The 26,749-nt window shown below is 44.4% G+C and carries 21 protein-coding genes and 1 riboswitch; of the genes, 6 read left to right on the top strand and 15 right to left on the bottom strand.

All coding sequences use genetic code 11. The features are described 5' to 3' along the window. The 4 genes from whiA to O3644_RS09615 form a co-directional block, all read right to left on the bottom strand. Nucleotides 1-891: DNA-binding protein WhiA (gene whiA / locus O3644_RS09630; protein ID WP_371595606.1), on the bottom strand; the 891-nt coding region annotated here is incomplete at its 3' end. After that, nucleotides 888-1,865 (bottom strand): YvcK family protein, encoded by a 978-nt coding sequence (locus tag O3644_RS09625; RefSeq protein ID WP_048792125.1) that lies wholly within the window; start codon nucleotides 1,863-1,865, stop codon nucleotides 888-890. The genes O3644_RS09625 and whiA, both read right to left, overlap by 4 nt. After that, nucleotides 1,862-2,752, bottom strand: a complete 891-nt coding sequence (rapZ, locus tag O3644_RS09620; protein WP_187421573.1) for an RNase adapter RapZ — start codon at nucleotides 2,750-2,752, stop codon at nucleotides 1,862-1,864. Before rapZ ends, O3644_RS09625 begins: the two co-directional genes overlap by 4 nt. Before the next feature lie 67 nt (nucleotides 2,753-2,819). Beyond that, the gene (locus tag O3644_RS09615) at nucleotides 2,820-3,203 is read right to left on the bottom strand and encodes a RidA family protein (protein WP_005590207.1); all 384 of its coding nucleotides are present in this window, start codon (nucleotides 3,201-3,203) and stop codon (nucleotides 2,820-2,822) included. 133 nt (nucleotides 3,204-3,336) lie between these two features. Then, nucleotides 3,337-3,381: riboswitch (PreQ1 riboswitch) on the top strand. Nucleotides 3,382-3,502: 121 nt separating this feature from the next. On the opposite strand from O3644_RS09615, the gene O3644_RS09610 reads away from it, so the two are divergent. Together O3644_RS09610 and O3644_RS09605 are read left to right on the top strand one after the other, a co-directional pair. Further along, complete coding sequence (locus O3644_RS09610; RefSeq protein WP_371595605.1) at nucleotides 3,503-4,480, top strand: nucleoside hydrolase; 978 nt, start codon at nucleotides 3,503-3,505, stop codon at nucleotides 4,478-4,480. A 4-nt stretch (nucleotides 4,481-4,484) separates the two neighbouring features. Next, a complete protein-coding gene (locus O3644_RS09605; RefSeq protein WP_371595604.1) occupies nucleotides 4,485-5,051 on the top strand; it encodes a LytS/YhcK type 5TM receptor domain-containing protein in 567 nt (188 codons plus the stop codon). Between the two features lie 147 nt (nucleotides 5,052-5,198). Here the strand turns inward: O3644_RS09605 and O3644_RS09600 are convergent, their stop codons facing one another. The 5 genes from O3644_RS09600 to O3644_RS09580 all read right to left on the bottom strand — a co-directional run bounded on the left by O3644_RS09600 (nucleotide 5,199) and on the right by O3644_RS09580 (nucleotide 9,237). Beyond that, nucleotides 5,199-6,116 carry an aspartate carbamoyltransferase catalytic subunit gene (locus O3644_RS09600; protein WP_045497159.1) on the bottom strand — a complete coding sequence of 306 codons (918 nt, stop codon included), beginning with the start codon at nucleotides 6,114-6,116 and terminating at the stop codon, nucleotides 5,199-5,201. 56 nt (nucleotides 6,117-6,172) lie between these two features. Beyond that, the gene (locus O3644_RS09595) at nucleotides 6,173-7,453 is read right to left on the bottom strand and encodes a uracil-xanthine permease family protein (RefSeq protein WP_045497156.1); all 1,281 of its coding nucleotides are present in this window, start codon (nucleotides 7,451-7,453) and stop codon (nucleotides 6,173-6,175) included. After that, complete coding sequence (gene pyrR, locus O3644_RS09590; RefSeq protein WP_005590199.1) at nucleotides 7,450-7,977, bottom strand: bifunctional pyr operon transcriptional regulator/uracil phosphoribosyltransferase PyrR; 528 nt, start codon at nucleotides 7,975-7,977, stop codon at nucleotides 7,450-7,452. The genes O3644_RS09595 and pyrR overlap by 4 nt, the downstream gene beginning before the upstream one ends. A 286-nt stretch (nucleotides 7,978-8,263) precedes the next feature. Further along, on the bottom strand, nucleotides 8,264-8,890 hold the full coding sequence (locus tag O3644_RS09585; protein ID WP_371595603.1) for a Pr6Pr family membrane protein: 627 nt from the start codon (nucleotides 8,888-8,890) through the stop codon (nucleotides 8,264-8,266). 8 nt (nucleotides 8,891-8,898) lie between these two features. Then, a complete protein-coding gene (locus O3644_RS09580; protein ID WP_005590197.1) occupies nucleotides 8,899-9,237 on the bottom strand; it encodes a zinc ribbon domain-containing protein YjdM in 339 nt (112 codons plus the stop codon). A gap of 207 nt (nucleotides 9,238-9,444) precedes the next feature. Between O3644_RS09580 and O3644_RS09575 the strand changes: the two genes are divergently transcribed. The 3 genes from O3644_RS09575 (at nucleotide 9,445) to O3644_RS09565 (ending at nucleotide 11,942) form a co-directional block, all read left to right on the top strand. Next, nucleotides 9,445-9,969 (top strand): ECF transporter S component, encoded by a 525-nt coding sequence (locus O3644_RS09575; protein WP_125381785.1) that lies wholly within the window; start codon nucleotides 9,445-9,447, stop codon nucleotides 9,967-9,969. A 38-nt stretch (nucleotides 9,970-10,007) separates the two neighbouring features. Then, nucleotides 10,008-10,520: a transcription repressor NadR gene (locus O3644_RS09570; protein ID WP_048766665.1), complete on the top strand. Its 513-nt coding sequence runs from the start codon at nucleotides 10,008-10,010 to the stop codon at nucleotides 10,518-10,520. Nucleotides 10,521-10,658: 138 nt separating this feature from the next. After that, on the top strand, nucleotides 10,659-11,942 hold the full coding sequence (locus O3644_RS09565; RefSeq protein ID WP_371595602.1) for a PLP-dependent aminotransferase family protein: 1,284 nt from the start codon (nucleotides 10,659-10,661) through the stop codon (nucleotides 11,940-11,942). Between the two features lie 42 nt (nucleotides 11,943-11,984). Here the strand turns inward: O3644_RS09565 and O3644_RS09560 are convergent, their stop codons facing one another. The 4 genes from O3644_RS09560 to O3644_RS09545 all read right to left on the bottom strand — a co-directional run bounded on the left by O3644_RS09560 (nucleotide 11,985) and on the right by O3644_RS09545 (nucleotide 16,897). Next, on the bottom strand, nucleotides 11,985-13,724 hold the full coding sequence (locus O3644_RS09560) for an ABC transporter ATP-binding protein (RefSeq protein ID WP_371595601.1): 1,740 nt from the start codon (nucleotides 13,722-13,724) through the stop codon (nucleotides 11,985-11,987). Next, nucleotides 13,721-15,469 carry an ABC transporter ATP-binding protein gene (locus O3644_RS09555; RefSeq protein ID WP_148876808.1) on the bottom strand — a complete coding sequence of 583 codons (1,749 nt, stop codon included), beginning with the start codon at nucleotides 15,467-15,469 and terminating at the stop codon, nucleotides 13,721-13,723. The genes O3644_RS09560 and O3644_RS09555 overlap by 4 nt, the downstream gene beginning before the upstream one ends. A gap of 112 nt (nucleotides 15,470-15,581) precedes the next feature. After that, nucleotides 15,582-16,253 carry an MmcQ/YjbR family DNA-binding protein gene (locus tag O3644_RS09550; protein ID WP_148876805.1) on the bottom strand — a complete coding sequence of 224 codons (672 nt, stop codon included), beginning with the start codon at nucleotides 16,251-16,253 and terminating at the stop codon, nucleotides 15,582-15,584. Nucleotides 16,254-16,264: 11 nt separating this feature from the next. Beyond that, nucleotides 16,265-16,897 (bottom strand): copper homeostasis protein CutC, encoded by a 633-nt coding sequence (locus O3644_RS09545; protein WP_371595600.1) that lies wholly within the window; start codon nucleotides 16,895-16,897, stop codon nucleotides 16,265-16,267. 281 nt (nucleotides 16,898-17,178) lie between these two features. Between O3644_RS09545 and pepT the strand changes: the two genes are divergently transcribed. Then, nucleotides 17,179-18,402 carry a peptidase T gene (gene pepT / locus O3644_RS09540; protein WP_371595599.1) on the top strand — a complete coding sequence of 408 codons (1,224 nt, stop codon included), beginning with the start codon at nucleotides 17,179-17,181 and terminating at the stop codon, nucleotides 18,400-18,402. Nucleotides 18,403-18,574: 172 nt separating this feature from the next. Here pepT and O3644_RS09535 read toward each other — a convergent pair whose 3' ends face one another. Both O3644_RS09535 and O3644_RS09530 read right to left on the bottom strand, forming a co-directional pair. Further along, the gene (locus O3644_RS09535; RefSeq protein ID WP_371595598.1) at nucleotides 18,575-19,723 is read right to left on the bottom strand and encodes a glycosyltransferase; all 1,149 of its coding nucleotides are present in this window, start codon (nucleotides 19,721-19,723) and stop codon (nucleotides 18,575-18,577) included. Nucleotides 19,724-19,840: 117 nt separating this feature from the next. Next, nucleotides 19,841-26,737, bottom strand: coding sequence for an LPXTG cell wall anchor domain-containing protein (locus O3644_RS09530; RefSeq protein ID WP_371595597.1), 6,897 nt, complete (start codon nucleotides 26,735-26,737; stop codon nucleotides 19,841-19,843). Between the last annotated feature and the right edge of the window lie 12 nt (nucleotides 26,738-26,749).

Here is a 26,749-nt window from a genome sequence, read left to right as displayed (position 1 = left end):
ATTGATTTTTCTCAAGCGATGATTGACACCACTCTTAGTTAGAGGTCGACTCAGACTATCAGCCAACTGCTGGATGGAGTAGTCTGGATGTTGGATTCGAAGCTGGGCTACCTCCTGCAGGTCTACAGGTAGACTCTCAATGCCAATATTATCACTGATTTTAGCAATATTGTTGATGATTTTCATACTGGCTGTGACTGTGCGGGCAATGTTCGCTGTCTCCGCATTATTAGCGCGGTTGAGGTCATTGCGCGCTTCCCGCATGAGCTTAAGAGACTCAAACTCAGCCATGGCTTCCATAGCCCCGATGACAATGAGAAAATCCATGATGTCTTCAGCTCTCTGCAGATAAGTGACAGCCCCCTTCTTGCGCTCGATGGTCTTGGCATCAAGCAGAAAACGACGCATCAAGGCAGCCAAGTCTTCAGCATGATCCAGATAAACGGACAGGATTTCCAGCTGGTACTTGCCTGAGTCTGGCTCCCGCATGCTGCCATTTGAGAGAAAGGCTCCCCGTAGGTAGGCTCGACTGGCTTCGTCATCAGTCAAAATAGCCTGGTCAATCCCTGCCTCAATACCAAAAAAAGAGTCAGCCAAGTGCAGGTCAGAAAGGATTTCTTCCACTTTCTGATCCAGAAATACTGTATAAACGCGATTCTTGCGCAGATTAGTCTTCTGATGATGGCGGATTTCTGACTTGACCTGATAAAGGTCCGACAGCAGCTCATAGAGATGGCGAGCAATCTTAGCATTTTCTGTTGAAATGGATAAGGTGAGGCCGGTCGAAGAAATTCCCAAACTACCAGCCATCTTGATAATGGCAGCCAACTCGTTTTTGTCTTTTACAGATAAGCTTAAAAGCTCTTCTTTTACTTTTACTGTAAAGCTCATTTGCGCACCTGTATAATCTGCATCAATTCATCCACAAGTAACTCTCCGTCATGGAAAGCTCCGCCATTTTCCAATCGAAGGAAATTCGATGAAATGACACGCGGAACTTGCTCTTGCAGCCCTCGAAAATTATGCTCAACCTGAACCAGATATTCATCAAATTTATTGCTGTTCATATACTCACGCGGAACTGGCTCGATATTGACCAAGACAGTATCAATGAACTTTTTACCCAAATGACGATGCAGTACTTGAACGTGGTCGCTATCTGAAAAGTGCTCGGTTTCGCCGCGCTGGGTCATAATGTTGCAGACATAGGCTACTTCTGCCTTAGTATCTAAAATAGCTTGGCCGATTTCTTCGATTACGAGGTTTGGCAAGATGGAGGTAAAGAGAGAACCCGGTCCCAGCACCACCATATCGCTATCTAAAATGCTCTGGACCACCTTTCTACTAGCAACAGGCTTTTCATCATCATAGGTATTGGTCACATAGACCCGCTCAATCATACCAGCCTTACTGGCTAAATTACTCTCACCGACAACTTCCGTTCCATCAGTAAACACAGCATGCAGAGTCAGTGGAGTGTCGCTTGAAGGGTAGATTTTACCTGTTGTATGGAAAAACTTGGTTAGAAGCTGCATGGCATTATAGGTCGAACCCTGCATTTCGGAAATGCCTGCAATAATCAGATTCCCAAGGGGATGACCTGCTAGAACGCCGTCTCCTTTGGCAAAGCGATACTGGAAGACCTTCTCATAAAACTTTGGCATGTCAGACATGGCGACCAAAACATTTCGCAAGTCACCCGGCGGCGTCAGCTGCTGGATGTTCTTACGCAGCTCACCAGAACTGCCGCCATCATCTGCTACTGTGACAATGGCTGTGATCTCCACATCCTTTTTCCGCAGGCTGTTTAAAATGACTGAAATTCCTGTACCGCCGCCGATAACTGTAATTCTCGGTTTTCTCATGAGCGGTTCACCGTTTCCTTCCGGCGATTTTTGTCGCGATGACTGGCATTAACTGGCCAGTTTTTCGCTAAATCATCCGCCAAACGCTGTGCAAAGGCCACACTACGGTGCTGTCCACCTGTACAGCCAACTGCAATAGTCAGTACAGACTTTCCTTCCTTTTGATAGCCGGGCAAAATCGGCACAATCAGGCCCAGCAAATGCTGGTAAAACTCTTCTGACTCCGCATGGTTCATGACATAGTCAAAGACATCCTTGTCCAAGCCTGTCTGATTGCGCAGCTCAGGTTTATAGTAGGGATTTGGCAGGAAACGCACATCAAAAACCAAGTCCGCATCCAGAGGTAAACCATATTTAAAACCGAAACTCATAACCTCGATGCGGAAACTGTGCAGATCAGCCTGGTTTGAAAATTGTTCAGAGATGGTCTTTCTGAGCTCCCGTGGTGTCAGTTCCGTCGTATCTACAACATTTTGACTGAGATTTTTCAGAGGAGCTAAAAGTTCGCGCTCCAGTTTAATACCATCTAAAATTCGCCCGTCGGCGGCCAAGGGATGACTGCGTCTAGTTTCCTTATAGCGAGCCACCAACTCCTTGTCGGCCGCATCCAAAAATAGAATTTTAAAATCAATTTCCGTGCTTCTTTCTAGCTCATCCAGAATATCCTGAATCTCCAAAAAGAAGGAGCGACTCCTCATATCAACAACCAGAGCCAACTTATCATTGTCCTTTGTTCCTTCGACCAACTGCAAAAACTTTGGTACTAGGGTCGGCGGCATGTTATCAATGGTAAAATAACCCAAATCCTCAAAAGACTGGATAGCGACAGTCTTTCCGGCACCGCTCATTCCTGTCACAATCACTAATTGAATCTTGTGTTCAGCCATTCTTTCTCCCTTCGTCTAACATTTTATTTCTAAAAAAGGACGGGAAACTTCTCCCGGTCCCAATCATTTATTCTACGATCTCAGCAATGACTTCGATTTCGATTTTTACATCACGAGGCAAGCGAGCCACTTCTACTGCCGAACGAGCTGGAAACTCGCTTTTAAAGGCCGTTTTGTAGACCTCATTAAATGGCACAAAATCATTGATATCACTTAGGAAACAGGTTGCCTTGATCACATGGTCAAAATCTGTTCCAGCTGCTTCCAAAATAGCTCCTACATTTTTTAAAACTTGCTGGGTCTGCTCTTCAATCGTTGCACCTACAATTTCTCCTGTCTCTGGTGACAAAGGAATCTGACCACTTGCAAATAAAAGGTTGCCAACGATTTTTCCTTGAACATATGGTCCGATTGCTGCTGGTGCTTTATCTGTTTGTACTATTTTTGCCATTGTATTCTCCTCATTTCTTTTATTTTACTTATTATATCATAAAGTCAAAAGACTGACTATTCTTGTCCTCCTTCCCATTGACTTTTAGGAGATTTTTCTTTATGATAGTAAATGCATAATTCAAAACACTTGTTTTGGACTGGTTCGCAAACTTCCCAGTATAAAAAACTAAGTACCCTTATATTCTAAAGTAATGTAATTGCGCATAGTTTTTTCTGGTGTCCTGCCACTTTGGCAGAACTAACTGAGAGGTTGAGACGGAGGTTTCAGCCTTATTTTATTTCTCAAAAGGAGGACCTATGAAAAGAAAAGTTATTATTGACTGCGATCCCGGCATAGACGACAGCCTAGCCCTGCTCTATGCCCTGCAACACCCTGACTTAGAGGTCGTTGCTTTGACCATAGTTGCTGGAAATGTCCCAGTAGAACTTGGTCTTGAAAATGCCTTTAAAATCCTAGAAAGGCTGAATCGGCTAGATATTCCAGTCTATGCAGGAGCCTACAAGCCCTTGGTTCGTGACTTCGTCTCCGCTCAGGACACCCACGGCATGGATGGATTGGGGGAAAGCGGGATAACAAGAAGCAGCTCCACCCAAGCCCAGCCACAAGCAGCTTATGACTTTCTGGCTGACTATTTCCAGAAAAATAGTGACGCTTCCATCATTGCACTGGGGCCTTTGACCAATATTGCTTTGGCTCTTAGGAAAAATCCTAACCTTGGGCAACATCTAGACCGATTTGTCACCATGGGCGGCAGCTACAAATCGCACGGCAACTGTTCACCCGTAGCGGAGTACAACTACTGGTGCGATCCGCATGCAGCCCAAGAAACCTACGAAAAACTTGGAAAGAAGATCGAAATGGTCGGTCTAGATGTCACGCGAAAGATTGTCTTGACGCCTAATCTCTTGAAATATATGCGTTTTATCAATCCTGAAGTCGCTGACTTTATCGGAAAAATCACTCGTTTTTACTGGGATTTTCATTGGGAGTATGAACATATCATCGGCTGTGTCATCAACGATCCCTTGGCCGTTGCCCATTTCCTGCATGAAGACCTTTGCCAAGGCTTTAACTCCTTCGTCGATCTTGCAACGGAAGGCATTGCCATGGGACAAACGCTGGTTGATGCCTATCATTTTTATGGTAAGGAAGCCAATGCTAAGGTGCTGACCCAAGTAAACAGCCACCTCTTCTTTCAGGATTTTCTCTCCGTGATACTCAACACGTCAAAGGAAATCATCTGCCAAGATCTAGAAACTTTAAATTTAGGATAAAATTATGAAAAAAACAACACCATTTACCATCACATTTACAGCTATCTGCATCGCTCTAAACTATATCGGAGCTAACATTGCCCTTTTTCTAAAACTTCCTGTTTATTTGGATACTTTTGGAACGATATTGGCTAGCCTCATTTTAGGACCTATTGTGGGAGTAGGAACTGCGGTTGCCAGTGCTCTTATTAGCGCTTTTACAACGGACATTTCTGCTATTTATTTCTCTCCAGTAGCCATTCTTTTGGCTCTGCTCGTCTCAGTCTTTTTCACTGCTGATTCAAAACCAAGACTAAATCTTCTCTGGAGAACAGTTCTAGTCTCTCTGCCAGCAACTGCTTTGGCCTCTCTGATTACTGTGATAGTCTTCAAAGGAATTACCCCAAGCGGCTCTAGTATTATCGTTCAGGGCTTACATGGATTCGGCCTAGATCTGGTCACCAGCACCATCATCGTCCAAGCGCTAACCGACTATGCAGACCGCCTCATCGTTATTGGGGTCAGCCTCGTCTTCATCCCACAACTCAAAAAAGTCATCCCAAGAATCTTTGCAAAATCCAGCAATGCATAAATCAAAAGAACTACTCAGAAAACATGATTTCGAGTAGTTCTTTTGATTTTAACATTTGTTTTTTTATAAGTTTTTAAGGTTAAGTTTAAAAAAGGAGTAGGCAGACTCTTCTTGAGTCCAAGCCTACTCACAAGCTACATTCTGAGATTAATTGCGTCCCTTGAGAACAGCCTCAATGATTGCCATTCTGACAAAGACGCCATTTGTCATTTGCTCTACAATTCGAGATTTTGGAGCTTCAACCAAATGGTCTGCAATTTCAACATCGCGATTGACAGGCGCTGGGTGCATCAGGATCGCAGTGTCCTTCATACGATCATAGCGCTCTTGCGTCAAACCGTGGAGTTTATGATAATTCTCCTTAGAGAAAATGGAGTTGTAGTCATGGCGCTCATGCTGCACGCGCAGGAACATCATGACATCCACTTGGTCAATCACTTCGTCAATCGTTACGAATTTACCATAGTCAGCAAATTCCGCACTTCTCCACTCATCTGGACCAGCAAAGAAGAGCTCCGCGCCAAGACGTTTCAAGATTTGCATATTAGACTTGGCTACACGAGAGTGATCAAGGTCACCAGCGATGGCTACTTTCAAACCATCAAAATGTCCGAATTCTTGGTAAATTGTCATCAAGTCAAGCAAACTTTGGCTCGGGTGCTGACCAGAACCATCACCACCATTTACGATAGAAGTTGTAATCGTTGGGCTTTCGATCAATTCTTTATAGTAATCGACCTCAGGGTGACGGATGACACAGACATCTACACCGAGAGCTGACATAGTCAAAATCGTGTCGTACAAGGTTTCTCCCTTGTTGACTGAGCTTGTCTTGACATCAAAGTCAAGCAGGTCGCATCCAAGTTTTAATTCTGCTACTTCAAAAGCCTTGTGAGTCCGAGTTGAAGATTCAAAGAAGAGGTTTGCAACGATATGCTGCTCATCATAATGAACCTTTGCGCCGTTTTTAAATTCAATCCCGCGCTTGATCAGGGCCATTACTTCTTCGTTCGTAAGGTGTTCCATAGATACAAGATTTTTAAGTGCGATTTGATTTGATGACATGATGTTATACTCCTTTTTTATTAAAAACTTTGGACAAATGTAGCAATCTCGTCAGCCTAATTTTTAGGTTCTGGCAGGATGAGGTAGAGGGCAATTCCGAGAACAGTTGACAAGGCAACTCCTGAAACTTGCAGACCTGATAGTTGCAGGGTCAGACCACCGATACCAGATACCAGAACGACACTGGCAATCAGCAGGTTTTTTTTGTTGTCAAAATTGGTTTGGGCTTCAATCAGAATTTTCAAACCGCTGGAAGCAATTACCCCGAAGAGGGCGATGGAAATGCCACCCAAAACTGGACTTGGAATTGATTGGAGCAGGGCAGACACTTTCCCAACAAAACTCATGACAATAGCCAATACAGCAGCACCAGCAATCACATAAACGCTGTAGATTTTATTGAGCGCCATAACCCCGATATTTTCACCGTAGCTGGTTACTGGCGGAGCACCAAAGATACCTGCGATGACCTGAGCTAGACCATCCCCAGCCAAAGTCTTATCCAAACCAGGCTCTTTAAAGAAATCCTTGCCTGTCAAGCTATTCAGAACCATTACATGCCCAAAGTGCTCTGTCATCGTTACAAAGGCGATCGGTGCCATTGTTAGAATTGCACTTGGATATAATTTAAAATCATAATCTATAAACGGAAGATTCATCGGCGGAACGTGGAACCAAGAAGCTTTTGTCACGTTGGCAAAAGAGATAATCTCCTGACCTGTCACCGCTCCGACAATCAGAGCGAAGATATAGCCAACAATCAAGCCCAGCAGAACTGGAATAATACCAACGATTTTCTTACCGTAGATGTTAAAGAGAATAACACAGAGAAGGGTTACCATCCCGATAGCAAAGTAGGTGATGTCGTAGACCTTCTGGTCTCCAACGGTCTTATACATCACATCGCCAACGGCTGTGCCCGCCAGACTCAGACCAATCACCATGATGATAGGCCCTACCACTACTGGTGGCAAAATCTTATCAATCCAGGCGTTCCCTGCGAATTTCACGATGAGGGCCACGATGAAGTAGACCAAACCACCCGTGATAGCACCTTGCGCAACCGCAGCAATCCCATCTGTCTTCATTAAGATTTGCATGGCAGCGATATAAGCAAAGCTGGAACCCATATAAGCAGGGATTTTGTACTTGGTCACTGTCAAGTGAGCCAGCGTTCCCAAACCACTTGAAAACAGGGCTACTGCTGGGTCAATTCCCACCAGAATCGGAACCAACACTGTCGCCCCAAACATGGCGAATAAATGCTGGAATGAAAGTCCTAAGAGTAATCCAGGTTTTGGCATATCATGGACATCGTATTTAACTTCTTGACTCATCTTGTCTCCTCCTCTACAATCAGAACTCGGTCCTGACCATCTTTTTCAGTCATTTCAACAATAATCTCTTCAAGGTGGCTCGTTGGAATATTTTTGCCAACATAGTCTGCCCGAATCGGCAACTCACGGTGCCCGCGGTCCACTAGAACAGCGAGGCTGACGCGTGATGGCCGCCCATTGCTGACAAGATTATCAATGGCTGCGCGGATAGTCCGGCCTGTATAGAGCACATCGTCAACGATAATCACTTCGCGATCAGTAATGTCAACTGGAATCACTGTCGTGTCTTCCTTGACCTTGATATCGTCTCGGAAGGGCTTTGTATCCACTTCGCAAACTGGAATCTCAATTTTCTCAAGCTGAGCCAGTCGTTGCTGAATGCGTTTGGCAATGAAGACACCTCTGGTCTTAATGCCTGCCAAAACGATTTGGCTTAAATCCTTGTTGCGCTCGATGATTTCATAGGTGATTCGCGTGATGGCACGATTCATGGTGATCTCATCGACAACTTCCTTTGTCTTCATCTAAACCTCCTAAAAACATTAAAAAAGCCTCCTTTTGCAAGGAGACCTCAGAAAATAGAGATAGGCTGAAACAAGACGCACTTGTCACACTCCACCCATCATTTTTACTTTGCTCCTTGCCTATCTCTCTGGATAGAATTAAAGGACTATTTAATTGTTTATAACTATACCACAATTTCAATTCCATTTCAAGAAAAAAATGAACTTTTTTCACGATAAATTGCTAATCCATTTCAACAAAATAAAAAACAGAGAACATCTGTTTTCTATTTCCTACTATAATACTCTAAGCTTTCTTCTTTGAAAATGAAATAGATTTGATTCCGTAAAAAATAAAACCAAAGACCAGATAGGCCACAAAGATAATCAAGCACATCTTGATAACATAAGGCCAACCGTGCTTATAGACATTAAGGAAAAAGTAGGGAAAGGGTTTATCCTTGGCATTGGGAATATCAATTTTCAAGAAAAAGCCGTTAATAAGGGCAAAAATCATGTAAATCAGCGGAACACTTGTCCAAGAAATGGGATCAAACCAACGATACTGCCGAGTTTTATCAAATACAAGAGTATCAAAGAAAAACATGAGAGGCACAATATAATGGCAAAGGAAATTTTCCAGCCGATAAAAATCGGTCGCAATCGGAGCTAGGAGCAGGTGATAGACCACGCAGGTAATCATGATACACATGGTCACGCCGCCCTTCACGCGCAACAGCTTGGAACTCTCCCAGTTATTGTCCGTCCACATTCTAAAAATGAGATAGGCGGTGAATAATAGAACCAGAAGATTAGACAAGACCGTGTAGTACATTAGCATTCCCACGCCAAGTTTAGCAATTTCCAGATAGACTCCTACAAAGGCCAAAACCAGAAGAAGAAGGCGATAAGCAAGAATTACTTTTTTATTCATAGCGCTTCTCAGATTTTCTTGACAAATTCTGACTTGAGCTTCATAGCACCAAATCCGTCAATCTTACAGTCAATATTGTGGTCGCCTTCGACGATGCGGATATTTTTCACGCGCGTTCCTTGTTTGAGATCCTTAGGAGCACCCTTGACTTTCAAGTCCTTGATTAAGGTAACTGTATCACCATCGGCCAACTGGTTGCCGTTCGCATCAATAGCCACTGGACCAGCTTCTCCTGCTGCAACTTCTGCAGGATCCCATTCATAGGCACATTCTGGACAAACCAAGAGGACACCATCTTCATAAACGTATTCTGAGTTACATTTTGGGCAATTTGGTAAATTATTCATTAAATCATTTCTCCTTATAAGTGGACAGACATTCAGAAAAAAATAAGAACCGAATGACAGCCATATTTTACCGTCTTATTATACGATATTTTATCTTATTTGACAAATGGACAAAGAAAATCACTTGTTTTTAAAAAACTTTCTTGACTTTTATGACAAAACAATGTACTATTCTAGTGTATATACAGTAACTAAAAGGAGTTTATTATGAAACCAACATCCAAAAATCAGTTTATGACACTGACCGCTTTCTTGACTGCCCTAGCCATCGTTATTCCGCTGGTTATGCCGATTAAGATTGTCATTCCGCCTGCTTCCTTCACTTTAGCCAGCCACGTTGCAATCTTTCTGGCTATGTTCATCTCACCACTCATGACAGTGATTGTCGTTCTCGGCTCTACCATCGGATTTTTCATGTCCGGTCTTCCTTTCATCATCACCCTGAGAGCCCTGTCTCACCTACTCTTCGGTACTATCGGAGCTCTTTACCTGCAAAAGCATCCTGGCATATTGGACAATCAGAAAACGACCTGGATCTTTAATTTCGTGCTGGCCCTGATTCATGCCTTTGGTGAGGTAGTGGTCTGCATTCTCTTTTATACGACAACAGCCTATCCGGCAAATGCCTTCTATATCCTCTTCGGTTTAGTTGGATTTGGTACAATCGTTCATAGCATGGTGGACTTTGTCATTGCCAAATTTGTCTATCAGGCTCTGAAAAAGATTCGCTAAACCTTGAATCTTCTAGAGATTTGATTTACAATGAAGATATGACAAAAAAACGAAGAAATGATGTATTAGAGCTTTTAAAAGAAGCTCGGCAACCTTTAAACGGACAATTTTTGGCGGAACAATTTCATGTCACTCGCCAGATTATCGTTCAGGATATTGCCCTGCTGCGGGCTGATGGTGCTCCGATTATCAGTACCAATAGGGGCTATCTCTATAAAGAAAGCAATGAACCCGCTCATTTTCACCGCCTTTTTAAACTCAAGCATAAGGCCGACGATATCGAAGCCGAACTTTTGGCTATCGTTGATAATGGCGGACGGGTGCAAAATATCATGATTGAGCATCCTGTCTATGGGGAAATCCAGACCTATTTGAAATTGACCTGCCGTCGCGATGTGCAGCAATTTTTAGAACAAGTCTCAGAGAGCGATTTTCGTGCTTTATCCGAGCTAACAAATGGAGTCCACTACCATCTAATCGAAGCGGACTCTCAGCAGGACCTAGACTATATCGAGGAAGCCTTAGCTACACTGGGCTTTCTGCAAGAATAAGCACGAGGCAAATATTCTAGATTGAACCAGTTTTGAAGGAAAGTCAAGGCTGGTTTTTATATTTTGAATGAACAAGAAACTTTGTCAACTTCCTAGAAATAAGGTAGAATAAGAGAAAGAAATCTGTAGGGGGACAGAATGGCAGCAAAAACAAAATACCAAGTCATCATGGATAAAATTATTAGGGACATTGAAAAGGGAAGGCTTAGTACGGGGCAAAAGATACCCTCCGTCCGCAAGCTGGCAGACCGCTACAGTTGCAGCAAGGACACTGCCCAGAAGGCTCTGATTGAGCTTCGTTATCAGAAGTACATCTATGCCGTGCCTAAGAGCGGCTACTATGTCTTGGAAAATGACCAAAATAAAAAGGAAGATATCGAGTTAGCTGTGACAGACGACCGCCATCAAGCCTACGAAGACTTTCGTATTTGTGTCAATGAAACGCTGATCGGTCGAGAAAACTATCTTTTTAACTACTACTCCCAGCAAGAAGGACTAGAGGAGCTGCGACAGTCGGTCCAGCGCTTACTCTTGGATTCCGCAGTCTACACTTCTGCAGATAATCTGATTCTGACTTCCGGTACCCAACAAGCCCTCTACATTCTCTCTCAGATCGACTTTCCTAATAGCAAAGAGACCATTCTGGTGGAGCAGCCCACCTACCATCGGATCAACGACTTACTGCTAAACCAGAAACTACCTTATGAGACCATTGATCGTAAACCAACTGGGATTGACCTAAACGAGTTAGAGAGGATTTTTCAAACAGGACAAATCAAGTTTTTCTATACGATTCCCCGTTTCCACTATCCACTAGGACATTCCTACAGCCGTCAGGAAAAGGAAGAAATCCTTGCCCTTGCTGAGCGTTATGATGTCTATATCGTTGAAGACGACTATCTGGCCGACTTTGATAGTAAGCGAGAACTGCCTTTTTACTATCTAGATGACAGCCAGCATGTTCTCTATATCAAGTCTTTTTCCACCAGCCTTTTTCCCGCCCTGCGCATCACTGCCTTGGCTCTGCCACCTCAGATTCGAGAAACCTTCCTCTCCTATAAAATAGCGGTTGACTACGACAGTAACCTCATCATGCAAAAAGCTCTCTCCCTCTATATTGACAATCTGATGTTTGAAAAGAATCGTCTGGCATTATTGAACCAACTGGAAGCAGAAAAAAATAAGGCACAATCCCTCTTGGACGACCTTCATTTCCCTCTACCCCACCAGTTAACAACCGATGGCGTGATTTTTGACCTCCAATCCCTCCCCTCAGTCAGTTCCCTCAAACATAGCAGGCTTCCGCTGGACTTTTTTGAAAGTAGCTACATTGAGACCTGCCCCTACCACTATGCTAAGCTACGGTTTGATGATTTAAAGGAAAATCTGGAAAAATTGAAAGACTATCTAAAAAAGTTGTAGGCTTATTGTCCTACAACTTTTGTTTGAATTTCTCCTTGTTTATCAGGCATCCATCATCCCAGCCTGCAGCTGATACATTTTCTTGTAGGTCCCATTTTGTGCCAGAAGCTCTTCGTGGCTACCAGACTCAATAATGCGCCCTTTATCTAAAACGTAGATGCAATTGGCATCCTGAATCGTAGACAGCCGATGGGCGATGGCAATAGTGGTTCGACCCTGCCGCATTTTCCGGAGGGAATGCTGGATCAGCTCCTCAGTTTCTGAATCGATATTGGCAGTGGCTTCGTCCAAAATCAAGATTTTAGGCTTGGTTGCGATGGTTCTGGCAAAGGCCAAAAGCTGTCGTTGGCCACTAGAGAAGGTGGAGCCACGCTCAGTAACCGGACTATCATATCCCTGAGCTAGATGGCTGATAAAGTCATGGGCATCGACAAAGCGAGCTGCTTCTTCGACCTCTGCTTGCGATAGATTTTCCTGATACATGCGGATATTGGAGGCAATGGTGCCGTGGTAGAGAAAGGGATCCTGCAAGACAAGACCGATATTGCGGCGTAACTCTGCTTGACTATAGTCTCTGATGTCTCTGCCATCGATAAGAATCTTCCCTATCTCAAATTCATAAAAACGCAGGAAAAGGTTAATAATGGAGGATTTGCCCGAACCCGTTGACCCGACAAAGGCAATCGTCTCACCTTGCTTGACACTAAAAGAAATATCCTTTAGAATCTCTCTCTTTCCGTCATAGGAAAAGCTCACATGCTGAAAGTCAATATTTCCTGCCTGAATCTCAGGTCCCTCTTCTGCTTGTTCAGGCTCAAAGTCTCGACGATCCATGAGTTCAAAAACACGCTCCGCAGCCACCATCGATGTCTGAAGAACAGAGTAATTTTGCATGACATCAATCAAGGGATTGAAAAGCTGATTGACATACTGGATAAAAGCATACATGACACCAGCAGTCACTCCAGCCACCTGCCAACTCAAGCCAAAATAAGTCAAAATAAGGGCATAAGCTAAGATTTTCAGCAAGGACATAGCTGGACGCAGAAAGAGACTGTTCACATTCAGATAGCGGTTGCTAAAGTCTAGGTGTTCCCCATTGATTGCTTCAAATTCTTCGATTAGCCGTTTTTCTTGACCAAAAGCTTGGATGATCCGCATCCCTTCAATACTCTCAGAAAGTTTGACATTGAGGTCGCTCAGTCTGGCTCGGACTTGCTTGAGCAAGCGATTGGACAGCCGCTGATACAAGATAATCGAGCCAAGCATGATGGGCAAAAAGAGGACAATCAGCAGAGTCAGCCGCCAATTCAGAGCCAGCATGGTTGCAATTGTCACAACCAAGATAAGCATGGAGCTAAGGAAATTTGAAAAAATACTGCTAAACATATCAGCCACTGACTGGGTATCATTGGTCAAGCGAGAAACGATAGCCCCTGCTGCAGTCTGGTCAAAGTAAGCCATACGTAATTGCTGCATATTCGCAAAAGTTTCCTGCCGAAGATCACGGACAATGCTATAAGCCACTCGTGCAAAAGCATACTGCCCCAGAAAAGTAAGGAGCACCCGCAAAAGAAAGAGACCGTAGTAAATCCCCAGCAGATACAGCCCATTTGTGGCTGCCTCTCGGCTGACAAACTGGTCAATATAAGAACGAGCCAAAAGTGGCAAGGCCGTTGTCACTAGAGTCGTTGCAAAAATAAAGGCTAGAGCCAGCAGACTAATCCATTTGTAGCGCCACATATAGCCTAGGAGGCGTCTAAAAGTTGATTGTGTTGTCATTTTGCAGACTCCTCCTCAAAGCGTTCATATAATTGTTGATTTTGATAGGTTTGGGCATACCAGCCCTGTGCTGCCAGCAGCTCTTGGTGGCTACCTTGCTCCTTAATACGGCCATTCTCCAAAACTAGAATCAAATCCGCATGGACAATGGCTGACAGACGATGGGCAGTGATAATGGTCGTCTTGTCAGCTCGTTCCTGCTTGAGATTTTCTAAAATCACATGCTCAGTCTTGGCATCCACTGCTGACAAGGAATCATCCAAAATCAAAATTTCTGGATTGGTGATGAGGGCTCTGCTCATAGCCAAACGCTGCTTTTGACCACCAGAAAGCGAGACTCCCCGCTCACCAAGCAGCGTATCCAAACCATCTGGCATAGCCTTAATATCCTCATAAACACCACAAAGCTGGGCTGCTCGGATGACTTGCTCATCTGACAGTTCTGGATTGGCAAAGCGGATATTGTCCCGAATGGACAGGGCAAAGAGTATCTGATCCTGGGGCACATAACCAATTAGACCGCGCAGATCCTTAAGAGCATACTCTCGGATATCGTGGCCATTCAGATAAATTGCTCCTTCTTGAATATCCTGCTCCCGAAGCAAGAGGCGTAGCAAGGTGGTCTTCCCAGATCCAGTCGGCCCTACGATCCCCAAGGTCTGCCCTTTTTCTATTGTAAAGTGAATATCCTTCAAAGTCACTTCGTTCTCATAAGCAAAGTAATCTATCTCATAGTCTAGTCGGCCATTTTGAATACTAGCAAGTGGCTGCTGGGCTTCCTCTACATCTGACTCCTCAGCCAGCAAGTTCTCAATCCGTTCATAGGAAACAGCTCCCCGCTGGCTGATATTCACTAGGTACCCCATCGCTTGCAGCGGCCAAACTAGCATATCCAGATAAGTCATAAAGGTAACCAGTTCACCGACTGTAAATTGACCTTTAGAGATAAATATTCCTCCGAAAATCAAAGTCAGAACGTAGGATAAGCCGACAAAAATCAGCACCATCGGGTCAAACAGGGAATTGTACTTGGCAGCCAAGATGTTCTTGCGGTAGACCTCTTGGTTGATGGATGCAAAGGACTGAGTCTCTGCATTCTGATAGCCAAAAGACTTGGTCACTTTAATCCCCGCTACGCTCTCCTGAACCTTATTGTTGAGATCAGAAAAAGCCTCCTGAGCCGCTTTAAAGCTCTCGTGATTCTTCCGACCAATCAAACTAGTCCCCCAAGACAGAAAGGGCAGAGGGAGAATAGCAATCAGGGTCAGCCGCCAGTCCAAGACCAAAAACATGGTGACGAGGGTCACCAAGGCCGTAATAGAAGCATCTACCGCTGACATGACACCACCGCCAGCCACGCTGACTACCGCATTGATATCATTGGTCGCATGAGCCATGAGGTCACCCGTTCGGTACTTGTGATAAAAACTTGGCGACATCCGCGTAAAATGCTCAAAAAGCCGAAAGCGTAAGATGCGTCCCAGATTATTGGCCGTACCAAATATATAGAGCCGCCAGACATACCGCAAACCATACATGATAAAAGCAGACAAAATCAAAAGAAGAAGATTATAAATAAGTTCTCCAGTAGTCAGACTCTGCCTAGCAATTCTATCTATGACCTGCCCAATGACTCGTGGCGGAATCAGATTAAATACACTGACCAGAGACAAGGCCAAAATGCCGATCATATAGCGCCGTTTCTCCAGTTTAAAAAACCAGTCCAGTTTTCTGATAAGATTCATTTTGTTTCCTCATTCCAAACAAAGGACGGACAGCCCTTAATCCGACTGTCCGTTTCTCACTATCTCTATTATACGCTATTTCATCTAAAAATGAAACTCAGGCAAACTATGCTCATCTTTTCTTAGTCAGGACAAAGCTGGTGTCCAACAAATCAAAAAGTTGCTGGTCGGGCAAAGTTCCATCTAAGGGCAGGCTGAGCCAGTATTTTTTATTCATATGAAAGGCGGGATAAATTCCCTTTTGCTGAATAAGTTCCGCAACTCGGTCACTCTTGACATTGAGAACCTCGATCGCACCATTGCACTCCTTTTCAAACTTAGACCAATCGGTCGTCAAAAAAGCTCCGTACCATTTCTTGCTATCCTGATGGCGAAACACAGCGGCTCTATTAGTGCTTTTACGAGAAGAATTTTCCCAAAGATACTCCAACTGCCCCTGATAAGTAGTCGCCACATAGCTACTCAGTCGCTGACTTTGCTCATAAAGAAAACCTACTTCCTCAAAGCAATGCTGCCGAATATCCAGCAAAACCTCCTGACAGGCCGCCCTGACTTGTCCGACAAATTCTCCTGCCATACTATCCATCTTGACTTGTCGATATTCATCACCTGTATCCAAGTCAAGCACCTGAAAATCCAGCTTTCCATCAGAAATCAGCACATTTATCTGGAAGTCGCCAGCCATGATCTCAGTCGAATAGCTGTATTCTGCACCAGCCCTGACAAAGCCATAATCCAGCAAACTTTCTTCCTTCAGCCTGTATTTTTCAAATAAATCCAGCATGGGCTTTCCTACTAAAATACTACTTTGGTGCCGTGCAATTGATCAACACCCAAAGTGTCAGCAATCTCGGCACGATTTTCTAGATTAATCCCACCACCAGGTAAAATTTCTATCCGCCCTGCCGCATGCTCAATCAACTCATCCAGCCAAGCCAAATGCTCTAGAATGGACTCTGACGCTGGCCCACCATGAGTCAAAATCCGCTTAACACCGTGTTCAACCAGCCAGTCTAGCTCTCCGAACTGATATTCAGCAGGAATAGCGTCAAAAGCCATATGGAAGACCACATCCAGCCCCTGAGCTGCCTCAAGCAGCCGCTCCATCTTAGGATAATCGATCTCGTTATTTTCCGTTAAGACACCAAAAACGAGGCCATGGCTCCCTGCCTCACGTGCCTTCTGAATGTCCGAAAGCATTATCTCGATTTCCAAATCTGAATAGACAAAATTCCCACCGCGAGGACGAATCATGGTCATCACAGTCCCATCATAAGGCTTGACCATTCGTACTGCAGCCTCGATGACACCGTAGCTAGGTGTTGTTCCACCAACTGTTAGGTTATCACACAGTTCAACCCGCTTCGCTCCAGCCTCTAAAGCCTTGTCCAGCAAGGTGACATTCTCAGCACAAAATTCATAAATCATGGCACTACCTCTTAATTACTATATTGATTTTCTACTTTTTATTATAACACAAAATTTCCTTTAACATGAACCTCTAGCATATTTGCCACTGCTTTTCTCAATCATTTTATATTCATAGTCTCGCAAAAAATCCTATTCTTCAAGTTTATAAGGCTTATTTTCACTTATTTCCATTGCGCTCATCTTCCAAGACCTTTCAACTAGAGAAATGGTGACTTACGGGTGTCTTTTGTTCAAGATTGTGCTAAAATAGACTTAATCTATGAAAACAAGGAGCTTTTATGAAATACCCTAATCTTTTAGATCGTTTCCTGACCTATGTCAAAGTTAACACACGCTCAGACGAAACGTCTACTACTACACCCAGTACCCAGAGTCAGGTGGACTTTGCTAACAATATCCTCATTCCTGAGATGAAGCGAGTTGGCTTGGAAAATGTCTACTACCTGCCCAACGGCTTTGCGATTGGGACTCTGCCAGCCAACGATCCTAGCTTTACCCGCAAGATTGGCTTTATTTCCCACATGGATACGGCGGATTTCAACGCGGAAAACATCCAGCCGCAGGTCATCGAGAATTATGATGGCGGTGTGATTCCGCTAGGACAATCTGGCTTTAACTTAAATCCTGCGGACTTCGCCAGTCTCCATAAATACAAGGGCCAAACCTTAATTACAACTGACGGCACAACCCTTTTGGGAGCAGACGATAAGTCAGGTATTGCTGAAATCATGACTGCTATCGAATACCTGTCTGCCCACCCAGAGATCAAGCATGGAGAAATCCGAGTGGGCTTTGGTCCAGACGAGGAAATCGGTATCGGAGCTGATAAGTTTGACGCTGAAAACTTCAATGTAGACTTTGCTTACACGGTAGATGGCGGACCTCTAGGTGAGCTCCAGTACGAGACCTTTAGCGCTGCTGGAGCAGAACTGACCTTCCAAGGCCGCAATGTCCATCCAGGAACTGCCAAAGACCATATGGTCAATGCTCTCCAGCTGGCTATTGACTTCCACAACCAGCTACCAGAAGCTGATCGACCAGAGAAAACCGAGGGCTACCAAGGCTTCTACCACCTGATGAACCTGACCGGTACTGTCGAAGAAGCCCAAGCCAGCTACATTGTCCGCGACTTTGAGACAGAGGCTTTTGAAAATCGCAAAGCTGCTATGCAGGCTATTGCTGATAAGATGAACCAAGAGCTGGGCAGCGAACGCGTTATTTTGACCCTCAAAGACCAGTATTACAACATGAAGCAGGTCATTGAAAAGGACATGACACCAATCCATATCGCCAAAGCAGTCATGGAAAGCCTAGACATCCAGCCTGTCATCGAGCCTATCCGTGGCGGAACTGACGGCTCTAAAATTTCCTTTATGGGTATTCCGACACCAAACCTCTTCGCCGGTGGTGAAAATATGCACGGACGATTTGAGTATGTCAGCCTAGAAACCATGGAACGCGCTGTCGATACTATCATTGGCATCGTCTCTTATCAAGAATAAATAAAGAAACAGAAATTCATAAGGAATTTCTGTTTTTTTGACTTTTAAAACTGAAAGTTAAGCTAATACCAACTGCTCCAAGAGCAAAAAAGGAGAAGACCAATTGGTCCTCTCCAAAGTTTGGCATGTATCAGGTCGTTATAGTCGACAAAAACTGTATTGACTGATTCAATTAAGCTTCTGTACCGTTGATTACCTCTATAATCTTCTCAATAATCTCATTATCTAGATATTGTTCAAATTGAGGCAAGTATTCATAATAATTCTTATAAGTATCGGCCTGTCCTGCCATAATCAAAGCTCTGAAGCCTTGGTAGGCAACTTCAAAATTCCCTATTTTGACACCATTTTCTAACAATTCAAATGGAATCCAATAGTCATAAACCCTGTTCCAGCTGAAAAGGCTATCTGGATTTAATTCTAAATCCTTAGCCATATAAGCATAAGCAAAAGCAATGTGATGCTGCCCTGCCTCTCTATATAATTTAGCTAATTGAGACCATGCTTCAGCGCGATTAGGGTTAATCTGGATAGCTTTTTCCAAATACTCACGTCCTTCAAGAGCTTTCCCTTCATTTTCATAAATTTGCGCTATTTCTAGACAAGAATAATAAGCTTCCTCTGACCATCCATCCGTCATAACTGCACGTTTTTTGAACCAAGACAAGGCCTCCTGGTATAAACCTGCATCACGATAAGATCTCGCGCAATAAAAGGTATATCTAGGCTCTAAATCAGGGTCTTGATTATTATAAACAGCATTTGCAAGTACAGTTGCATCATGATAATATTTATCATCGTCTAGACTTCGTGCGCCTCTTGTTCTTGCAATGACTGAATAAGGTCCTACAAGATTTCCATAACTGGCACCTTCAGGCAATTCAATAAATTCATGCACGACTCCTCGCCAATAGATTTCTGGATTATTTTTAAAAAGGGCTACACGACGAAATGAAAGAACTCCACTCTCATCTGAAAAATTGAGATAATAGGCATCTGCTTCAAGATCAGTAGAAATTTTTAAACTACCTTCAACGAAATCATCTGCATCAAAGATTAGAATATAGTCTCCCTTTCCTCTTGCATAATTTAGGGCTAAATTTCTATTATGTGCAAAGTTTTGCCATTCATCTTTGTGCAATTCTCCTGGAATCCCCACCTCACTAAAAAAGTTCAAGATGAGGTTTTCCGTTCCATCTGTGGAGCCAGTGTCAGAAATGACCCAGTAGTCAAATGTGATTGAATTGACCAAATTTTGGAGTGTTTCCAAAATTATATGGGCTTCATTTTTTACAATCATATTCAATACAATTGATGACATTCAATTCCTCCAAAACATTAATACAACAAAACTAGAGGCTAGTAGAATTTTAATAATCCTAATAGCCTCTGTTTTACTCTAAACTTGATATTGCTTAAATTTTATAAATAGAATATCTTAGAGTTCTTCTTCCTTTCGCTTAGAAACACCTAAGGCAGCTAGAAGTGCAGCTGATAGAAGTCCTGCGCCTACTACACCTACTTCATGATTGCTATTGTCACCAGTCTTAGGAAGGGTTCCTGACTTAGCTACTACTTTGGTTGTTCCTGCAGGTTTTGTTGGCTTAGCTGGAACTGTTGGAGCTGTTGGAACTACTGGTTTTATTGGATTAGTAGGACCAGTTGGGCCAGTTGGGCCGGTTGGACCTGTAGGACCGGTTGGACCAGTTGGACCTGTAGGGCCGGTTGGACCAGTTGGACCGGTTGGACCTGTAGGGCCGGTTGGACCAGTTGGACCGGTTGGACCAGTTGGACCTGTAGGACCGGTTGGACCTGTAGGGCCGGTTGGACCTGTAGGACCAGTTGGACCTGTAGGGCCGGTTGGACCAGTTGGGCCGGTTGGACCTGTAGGACCGGTTGGACCAGTTGGACCTGTAGGGCCGGTTGGACCAGTTGGACCTGTAGGGCCGGTTGGACCAGTTGGACCGGTTGGACCAGTTGGACCTGTAGGACCGGTTGGACCTGTAGGGCCGGTTGGGCCTGTAGGACCAGTTGGGCCTGTAGGACCAGTTGGACCTGTAGGGCCGGTTGGACCGGTTACACCCTTGCCATCTTTACCGTCCTTACCATCTTTTCCGTCCTTACCATCTTTACCATTTCTGATAATTGTAGAAGATGTTACTTCATCAGAATCAACCTTACCATTGTTATTCTTATCAATTCCAACAAGAATAGTAACACTACCATCTTCATTTTCAACGAGAGTTACAAGTGAGCTTTGACCATCTTTTCCGTCTTTGCCATCCTTGCCATCTTTACCGTCTTTTCCATCTTTAACGATTGTAGCAGAGGTTACTTCATCTGGATCAAGCTTACCATTACCATTTGTATCAAAACCAATCTTAATGGTGTGTGTTCCATTTTGGTTGTCAACTACTTCTGCTAATGGTGTCTTACCATCTTTACCGTCTTTCACGATAGTTGTTGAAGTCACTTCGCTTGGATCAAGTTTACCGTCGCCGTTCTTATCGAGTCCAACTTTAACAGTATGCGTACCGTCGTTGTTGTTAACTACTTCAGTTAATGATGATTTACCATCTTTTCCATCTGCACCAGTTGCACCTGTCGCTCCTGTAGCACCAGTTGCGCCATCTTTCACGATAGTCGTTGAAGTTACTTCACTTGGATCAAGCTTACCGTCGCCGTTCTTATCAAGACCGACCTTAACAGTGTGCGTACCATCGTTGTTGTTAACTACTTCAGTTAATGATGATTTACCATCTTCACCCTTAGCTCCGGTTGCGCCTGTAGCACCAGTTGCGCCATCTTTGACGATAGTCGTTGACGTTACTTCGCTTGGATCAAGCTTACCGTCGCCATTCTTATCGAGTCCAACCTTAACAGTATGCGTACCGTCGTGGTTATCAACTACTTCAGTCAATGATGATTTACCATCCGCTCCAGTTGCTCCTGTAGCACCAGTTGCGCCATCTTTCACGATAGTCGTTGACGTTACTTCACTTGGATCAAGTTTACCATCGCCGTTCTTATCGAGTCCAACTTTAACAGTATGAGTACCGTCGTTGTTGTTAACTACTTCAGTTAATGATGATTTACCATCTTTACCATCTGCACCAGTTGCGCCTGTCGCTCCTGTAGCACCATCTTTCACGATAGTTGTTGAGGTTACTTCACTTGGATCAAGTTTACCATCACCATTCTTGTCGATTCCAACCTTAACAGTATGAGTACCATCGTGGTTATCAACTACTTCAGTTAATGATGATTTACCATCCGCACCAGTTGCACCAGTTGCACCGGTCGCTCCTGTAGCACCAGTTGCGCCGTCTTTAACGATAGTCGTTGACGTTACTTCGCTTGGATCAAGCTTACCATCACCATTCTTATCAAGACCAACTTTAACAGTATGTGTACCGTCGTTGTTGTTAACTACTTCAGCTAATGGAGATTTACCATCCTTACCGTCTTTAACGATGGTAGATGAGGTTACTTCGTCTGAATCCAACTGACCGTTGCCGTTCTTATCAAGTCCGACTTGAACAGTATGAGTACCGTCGTTGTTGTCTACAACCTTAGCCAATGATGGCTTGCCATCTTCACCCTTAGCTCCAGTTGCGCCTGTAGCACCGGTAGCACCAGTTACGCCGTCTTTCACGATAGTTGTTGAAGTTACTTCGCTTGGATCAAGCTTACCATCACCATTCTTATCGATTCCAACTTTAACAGTATGCGTACCGTCGTTGTTGTTAACTACTTCAGTTAATGATGATTTACCATCCTTACCATCTGCACCAGTTGCGCCTGTAGCACCAGCTTTTCCATCCTTACCATCTTTGATGATTGTTGAAGATGTCACTTCGTCTGGATCGAGCTGGCCATTGCCGTTCTTATCAAGTCCAACTTTAACAGTATGAGTACCATCGTTGTTGTCTACGACTTGCGCCAATGATGGCTTGCCATCTTCTCCTTTAGCTCCAGTGGCACCTGTGGTGCCGGTTTCACCTTTATCGCCTTTAGCTCCGGTCGCTCCTGTAGCTCCAGTTGCGCCAGCTTTTCCATCTTTGACGATAGCTGAAGATGTTACTTCATCTGGATCAAGCTGACCGTTGTTGTTCTTATCGAGTCCGACTTGAACAGTATGTGTGCCATTGTTGTTATCAACAACCTTAGCTAGTGGAGATTTACCATCCTTACCGTCTTTAACAATAGTAGATGAGGTTACTTCATCTGGATCGAGCTGGCCGTTGCCGTTCTTATCAAGACCAACTTTAACAGTATGCGTGCCATCGTTGTTGTCAACGACTTGCGCCAATGATGGCTTGCCATCTTCACCCTTAGCTCCGGTTGCGCCTATAGCTCCAGTTTCACCTTTATCGCCCTTAGCTCCGGTCGCTCCTGTAGCACCGGTTGCGCCAGCTTTTCCATCCTTACCATCTTTGATGATTGTTGAAGATGTTACTTCGTCTGGATCAAGTTCACCGTTACCGTTCTTATCGAGACCGACTTGAACTGTGTGTGTGCCATTGTTGTTATCGATTACTTTAGCAAGTGGAGATTTTCCATCCTTACCGTCTTTGACGATTGTTGAAGATGTTACTTCATCTGGATCCAACTGGCCGTTGCCGTTCTTATCAAGACCAACTTTAACAGTGTGTGTACCGTCGTTGTTGTCCACGACTTGAGCTAATGATGGCTTGCCATCTTCACCTTTGGCACCAGTTGCGCCTGTAGCTCCAGTTTCACCTTTATCGCCTTTAGCTCCGGTCGCGCCAGTGGCCCCTGTTTCACCTTTATCACCCTTAGCTCCAGTTGCTCCTGTGGCGCCGGCTTTGCCATCTTTAATGACTGTAGAAGATGTTACTTCATCTGGATCAAGCTGACCGTTATTGTTCTTATCGAGTCCGACCTGAACAGTATGGGTGCCATTGTTGTTATCAACAACTTTAGCCAATGGAGACTTGCCATCCTTACCGTCTTTAACGATTGTAGATGAGGTTACTTCGTCTGGATCCAATTGGCCGTTGCCGTTCTTATCCAGACCAACTTTAACAGTATGTGTGCCGTCGTTGTTGTCTACGACTTGCGCCAATGATGGCTTGCCATCTTCTCCTTTGGCACCAGTTGCACCTGTGGCACCGGTTGCGCCAGCTTTTCCATCCTTACCATCTTTGATGATTGTAGATGATGTTACTTCGTCTGGATCAAGCTCACCATTTCCGTTCTTATCAAGACCGACTTGAACAGTGTGAGTGCCGTTATTGTTATCAACAACTTTAGCCAATGGAGATTTACCATCCTTACCGTCTTTAACGATGGTAGATGAGGTTACTTCATCTGGATCCAATTGGCCATTGCCGTTCTTATCAAGTCCAACTTTAACAGTATGAGTACCGTCGTTGTTGTCTACGACTTGAGCCAATGATGGCTTGCCATCTTCACCTTTTGCTCCTGTAGCTCCAGTTTCACCTTTATCGCCTTTAGCTCCGGTCGCACCTGTAGCTCCAGTGGCACCGGTTGCGCCAGCTTTTCCATCCTTACCATCTTTGATGATTGTAGATGATGTTACTTCGTCTGGATCAAGCTCACCATTTCCGTTCTTATCAAGACCGACTTGAACTGTGTGCGTGCCATTGTTATTATCAACAACCTTAGCTAGTGGAGATTTTCCATCCTTACCATCTTTAACAATGGTAGATGAGGTTACTTCGTCTGGATCCAATTGGCCATTGCCGTTCTTATCCAGACCAACTTTAACAGTGTGCGTGCCGTTGTTATTATCGACAACTTGAGCTAATGATGGCTTACCATCTTCTCCTTTAGCACCAGTTGCACCTGTTGCGCCAGTGGCTCCAGTTTCACCTTTATCACCCTTAGCTCCGGTTGCACCTGTGGCACCAGTAGCACCGGTTGCGCCAGCTTTTCCATCCTTACCATCTTTGATGATTGTAGATGAGGTTACTTCGTCTGGATCAAGCTCACCATTTCCGTTCTTATCAAGACCGACTTGAACAGTGTGAGTGCCGTTATTGTTATCAACAACTTTAGCCAATGGAGACTTGCCATCTTTTCCGTCTTTAACGATGGTAGATGAGGTTACTTCATCTGGATCGAGCTGGCCGTTGCCGTTCTTATCCAGACCAACTTTAACTGTGTGTGTACCGTTATTATTGTCCACAACTTGAGCTAATGATGGTTTTCCATCTTCTCCTTTAGCTCCAGTTGCACCTGTTGCGCCTGTTTCACCTTTATCACCCTTAGCTCCTGTTGCACCGGTAGCACCTGTAGCTCCAGTGGCACCAGCTTTTCCATCTTTAATGACTGTAGAAGATGTCACTTCATCTGGATCCAATTGGCCATTGCCATTCTTATCCAAACCGACTTGAACAGTATGGGTGCCGTTGTTGTTATCAACAACCTTAGCTAGTGGAGATTTTCCATCCTTACCGTCTTTGACGATTGTTGAAGATGTTACTTCATCTGGATCCAACTGGCCGTTGCCGTTCTTATCAAGACCAACTTTAACAGTGTGTGTACCGTCGTTGTTGTCTACGACTTGAGCCAATGATGGCTTGCCATCTTCACCTTTGGCACCGGTTGCGCCAGTTTCACCTTTATCGCCTTTAGCTCCGGTCGCTCCTGTAGCACCAGTGGCACCGGTTGCGCCAGCTTTTCCATCCTTACCATCTTTGATGATTGTAGATGATGTTACTTCGTCTGGATCAAGCTCACCATTTCCGTTCTTATCAAGACCGACTTGAACAGTATGGGTACCATTGTTATTGTCGACAACTTTAGCCAATGGAGATTTACCATCCTTACCGTCTTTAACGATTGTAGATGAGGTTACTTCATCTGGATCCAATTGGCCATTGCCGTTCTTATCAAGTCCAACTTTAACAGTATGAGTACCGTCGTTGTTGTCTACGACTTGAGCCAATGATGGCTTGCCTTCTTCACCTTTTGCTCCTGTAGCTCCAGTTTCACCTTTATCGCCTTTTGGTCCTGCTGCACCTGTGGCTCCGGTCGCGCCAGCTTTTCCATCCTTACCATCTTTGATGATTGTAGATGATGTTACTTCGTCTGGATCAAGCTCACCATTTCCGTTCTTATCAAGTCCGACTTGAACTGTGTGTGTGCCATTGTTGTTATCGACAACCTTAGCTAGCGGAGATTTACCGTCCTTACCGTCTTTAACAATGGTAGATGAGGTTACTTCGTCTGGATCCAATTGGCCATTGCCATTCTTATCCAGACCAACTTTAACAGTGTGCGTGCCGTTGTTATTGTCCACGACTTGAGCTAATGATGGCTTACCATCTTCACCTTTGGCACCAGTTTCACCTTTATCGCCTTTAGCTCCGGTTGCGCCTGTAGCACCAGTGGCACCAGCTTTTCCATCTTTGACGATAGTTGAAGATGTTACTTCGTCTGGATCAAGTTCACCGTTACCATTCTTATCGAGACCGACTTGAACTGTATGCGTGCCATTGTTGTTGTCTACAACTTTAGCTAGTGGAGATTTTCCATCCTTACCGTCTTTGACGATTGTTGAAGAGGTTACTTCGTCTGGATCCAACTGACCGTTGCCATTCTTATCAAGACCAACTTTAACAGTATGAGTACCGTCGTTGTTATCTACGACTTGCGCCAATGATGGCTTGCCGTCTTCACCTTTAGCTCCGGTCGCTCCTGTAGCTCCAGTTTCACCTTTATCGCCTTTGGCTCCGGTCGCTCCTGTAGCACCGGTTGCGCCAGCTTTTCCATCCTTACCATCTTTGATGATTGTTGAAGAGGTTACTTCGTCTGGATCAAGTTCACCGTTACCATTCTTATCGAGACCGACTTGAACTGTGTGCGTGCCATTGTTGTTGTCTACAACTTTAGCTAGTGGAGATTTTCCATCCTTACCGTCTTTGACGATTGTTGAAGAGGTTACTTCATCTGGATCCAACTGACCGTTGCCGTTCTTATCAAGACCAACTTTAACAGTATGCGTGCCATCGTTGTTGTCAACGACTTGCGCCAATGATGGCTTGCCGTCTTCACCTTTATCGCCTTTAGCTCCGGTCGCGCCTGTAGCTCCAGTTTCACCTTTATCGCCTTTGGCTCCGGTCGCTCCTGTAGCACCTGTGGCACCAGCTTTTCCATCCTTACCATCTTTGATGATTGTAGATGATGTTACTTCGTCTGGGTCAAGCTCACCATTACCGTTCTTATCGAGACCGACTTGAACTGTGTGTGTGCCATTGTTGTTATCTACAACTTTAGCTAGTGGAGACTTACCATCCTTACCGTCTTTGACGATTGTTGAAGAGGTTACTTCGTCTGGATCCAACTGACCGTTGCC

The organism is Streptococcus sp. 27098_8_113, from assembly GCF_041432545.1.
Lineage (GTDB): Bacteria > Bacillota > Bacilli > Lactobacillales > Streptococcaceae > Streptococcus.
Note: the sequence above shows the minus strand (reverse complement) of the source record. Positions and strands in the feature narration are given on the sequence as shown.